Origin of the sequence: Roseicyclus sp. (assembly GCF_052168335.1) — a bacterium.
Taxonomy (GTDB): domain Bacteria; phylum Pseudomonadota; class Alphaproteobacteria; order Rhodobacterales; family Rhodobacteraceae; genus Roseibacterium.
Genome location: NZ_JBQLZP010000384.1, coordinates 1 through 3,226, shown reverse-complemented (window position 1 = coordinate 3,226; position 3,226 = coordinate 1). Strand labels below are relative to the sequence as shown.

The following is a 3,226-nucleotide window of genomic DNA, read 5'->3' as shown; positions in this document are numbered from 1 at the left end:
ACCGCTTTCCAGAACGGCGCCATCCAGGTGCCAGAGCGTACCGGCCACGGGCGGATGACCGCGAGGTCGGTCACGATGAGATCGACGCGCCGCGCGGCGGTCAGCGGCAGGGTGCAGACCCGCACGATCTTGGAGGCGCCGCGCGCGGTGTGCAGCATCGCGACGACCACGCGCCGCGCCCCGGCCACGAGGTCCATCGCACCGCCCATGCCGGGCACCATCCGCCCGGGCACCTTCCAGTTGGCCAGGTGGCCCTTCTCGTCCACCTCGAGCCCGCCGAGCACCGTCATGTCCAGATGACCGCCCCGGATCAGCCCGAAGCTGATCGCGCTGTCGATCGAGGCGGCGCCCGGCACGGCGGTGACGAACCCGCCGCCCGCATCGGTGAGGTCCTTGTCCTCCATCCCCTCGGGCGGGCGGGCGCCGAGGCCGATCACCCCGTTCTCCGCCTGGAAGAAGACGCCCCGGTCGGCCGGGACGTGGTTGGCCACCATCGACGGCAGCCCGATGCCGAGATTGACCAGCATCCCCGGCCCGATCTCGCGCGCCACCCGTCGCGCGATGCGTTCCTTCGGGTCCATCTCGGCGGCCTGAACGTGGTCCTTCATCCCGCAACCCTCCTTCACGCGGCCCGGGCCAGCAGCTGATCGACCAGCACGCCCGGCGTCTTCACGGCGTCGGGCGGGATCACGCCCACGGGCACGATCGTCTCGGCCTCGGCGATGACCGTCTCCGCCGCGAGGGCCATGACCGGATTGAAATTGTGCGCCGTCAGCGAGTACTCGAGATTGCCGACATAGTCGGCCCGATGTGCCGCGATCAGCGCGAAGTCGCCGCGGATCGGCATCTCGAGCAGGTAGCGTCGGCCATCGATCTCGATCGTCCGCTTGCCCGCCTCGACCTCCGTGCCGATGCCCGTCGCCGTCAGGACGCCGCCGAGCCCGACGCCGGCCGCCCGGATCCGCTCGACCAGCGTGCCCTGGGGCACGAGATCGACCTCGATCTCGCCGGCGAGCATCTTCGCCTGCGTCTCGGGGTTCAGGCCGATATGCGAGGTCACGACCCGCGCCACCGCCCCGGCCGTGATCAGCTTGCCGATGCCCAGACCGGGCCGCGCCGTGTCGTTGGCGACGATCGTGACGCCCCGGATGCCGCGCGCCACCAGCGCGTCGATCATCCGGTGGGGCGAGCCCACGCCCATGAAGCCGCCGATCAGCAGCACGGCACCGTCCGGCACGCGCTCCGCCGCCTCCTCGGGTCTCAATGCCTGTTTCATGCCGGTACCTGTTCCTTCTGAGCCGAAAGCGCGGCGGTCGCGCGCGCGATCACGATTTCCTCGTCGGTGGGGATCGTCAGGACCGTGACGGGGGCGCCGTCGGGCGAGATCACCGGCCCGTTCGCGGCGTTGCGCCCGGGGTCCACCTGAATGCCGAGCCAGCCCATTCCCTCGGCGACGCGGGCGCGGATCATGCGGGAGTTCTCGCCGATGCCGCCGCAGAAGACGACGCCGTCCAGACCTCGCAGCGCCGCGGCCAGCCCGCCGATCTCGCGCTGGATGCGGAAGACGAAATGGTCGATCGCCTCGCGCGCGCCCGGCGTGTCGGACGCCTCGAGCCGGCGCATGTCGTTCGACAGGTCGGAGAGGCCCAGGAGGCCCGAGCGGCGGTACAGCAGGTCCGAGATCGCGTCGGCGTCCATGCCCTCCTGCTGCATCAGGTAGAGCACCACGCCGGGGTCGAGCTGCCCGCAGCGGGTGCCCATGGGCAGGCCGTCGAGCGCCGAGAACCCCATGGTCGAGGCGACCGACCGTCCCGCCTTCATCGCGCACATCGACGCGCCGTTGCCGAGATGGGCGACGATCACGCGGCCTCCGGCAAGCGCGGGCCAGTCGCGGGCCAGCGCACCGGAGACGTAGTCGTAGCTCAGACCGTGAAATCCGTAGCGGCGCACGCCCTTGTCATAGAGCGCGCGGGGCAGCGCGAAGGTGTCGTGCACGAAGGGATGGCCGCGGTGGAAGGCCGTGTCGAAGCACGCGACCTGCACCGCGTGAGGGAAGGCGTCGATGGCCGCCCGGATGCCGGCGAGGTTGTGCGGCTGGTGCAGCGGGGCGAAGGGCTCGAACGCCGCCAGCCGTGCCAGCGCGTCGCCGCGGATCACGATGGGTCCGCGATGATCCGGCCCGCCATGCACGACCCGGTGTCCCACGGCGGCGATCCCGAGCCCGGGAAACAGGGCGCGGAGGGCGCCGATCGCTGTGGCGAGCGACCGCGCGTGATCAGAGAAGTCGGCCGTTACCCCGTCGGGCAGGGCGAGGAGGGCACCGTCCGCCCGGCGGAGCGTCAGGCTGCCCTCGCCGCCGATCCGGTCGACATGCCCCGAGGCCATCGCCTCGAGCGCCGCCGAGAACAGGCCGATCTTGAGCGAAGAGGAGCCCGCGTTCAGCGTGAGAACGGCCGTTGCGTCGCGTGTCGTCACCGTCGGCGCCTCCCGCTACTCGGCCGCCGCCGCGACCGGGGGCGCGGACCCCGTCTTGCGCGCATGGTGCAGGGCCGCCACCGCGCAGGAGGCCAGCCGCGCCATCGCGCTGTCGGAGCGGGAGTTCAGGATCACCGGCACCCTCGCGCCCATGACCAGCCCCGCGCCCTCGGCGTGGCTGATATAGGCGAGCTGCTTGGCCAGCATGTTGCCCGCATCGAGCCCGGGAACCACCAGGATGTTCGCACGTCCGGCGACCTCGGAGGTGATGCCCTTGGTCCGCGCCGCACCGATGTCCACGGCGTTGTCCATCGCCAGCGGTCCGTCGACCATCCCGCCGCGGATCTGCCCCCGGTCGGCCATCTTGGACAGGAGCGCGGCATCCACCGAGGACGCGATGGCCGGGTTCACCGTCTCGACCGCCGAGAGCACGCCGACCCGCGGCACGTCGACCCCGATCGACAGCGCGAGGTCGATCGCGTTCTGGACGATGTCGACCTTGGTGGCGAGGTCGGGCGCGATGTTGATCGCGGCGTCGGTGACGAGGATCGGGTGATCCTGTCCCGGCACGTCCATGACGAACACATGGGTGAACCGGCGCCCGGCCCGCAGGCCCGTGGCCTTTTCGAGCATCGGCCGCAGGAGATCGTCGGTGTGGAGGTGGCCCTTCATGACGGCACCGGCGCGGCCGGCATTGACCAGGTCGCAGGCGATGCGCGCCGCGGTTTCGTGCCGCGTCTCGGCGATGATC

General features: G+C 71.4%; 4 protein-coding genes. All 4 read right to left on the bottom strand.

All coding sequences use genetic code 11. The features are described from left to right. Nucleotides 1-581 (bottom strand): 3-oxoacid CoA-transferase subunit B (locus ACTS11_RS11860; protein ID WP_442640522.1); only part of this gene is annotated, 581 nt, incomplete at its 3' end. A gap of 41 nt (nt 582-622) precedes the next feature. Further along, complete coding sequence (locus ACTS11_RS11855) at nt 623-1,276, bottom strand: CoA transferase subunit A (RefSeq protein ID WP_442640521.1); 654 nt, start codon at nt 1,274-1,276, stop codon at nt 623-625. After that, a complete protein-coding gene (locus ACTS11_RS11850) occupies nt 1,273-2,475 on the bottom strand; it encodes an acetate/propionate family kinase (RefSeq protein ID WP_442640520.1) in 1,203 nt (400 codons plus the stop codon). The genes ACTS11_RS11855 and ACTS11_RS11850 overlap by 4 nt, the downstream gene beginning before the upstream one ends. A 15-nt stretch (nt 2,476-2,490) precedes the next feature. Beyond that, nucleotides 2,491-3,226, bottom strand: a 736-nt coding sequence (locus tag ACTS11_RS11845; RefSeq protein WP_442640519.1) for a bifunctional enoyl-CoA hydratase/phosphate acetyltransferase, incomplete at its 5' end; no start/stop codon positions are given.

Excerpts from the sequence above, each read along its gene's own strand:
- ACTS11_RS11855 (WP_442640521.1), bottom strand. The coding sequence starts at position 1,276 with ATGAAACAGGCATTGAGACCCGAGGAGGCGGCGGAGCGCGTGCCGGAC.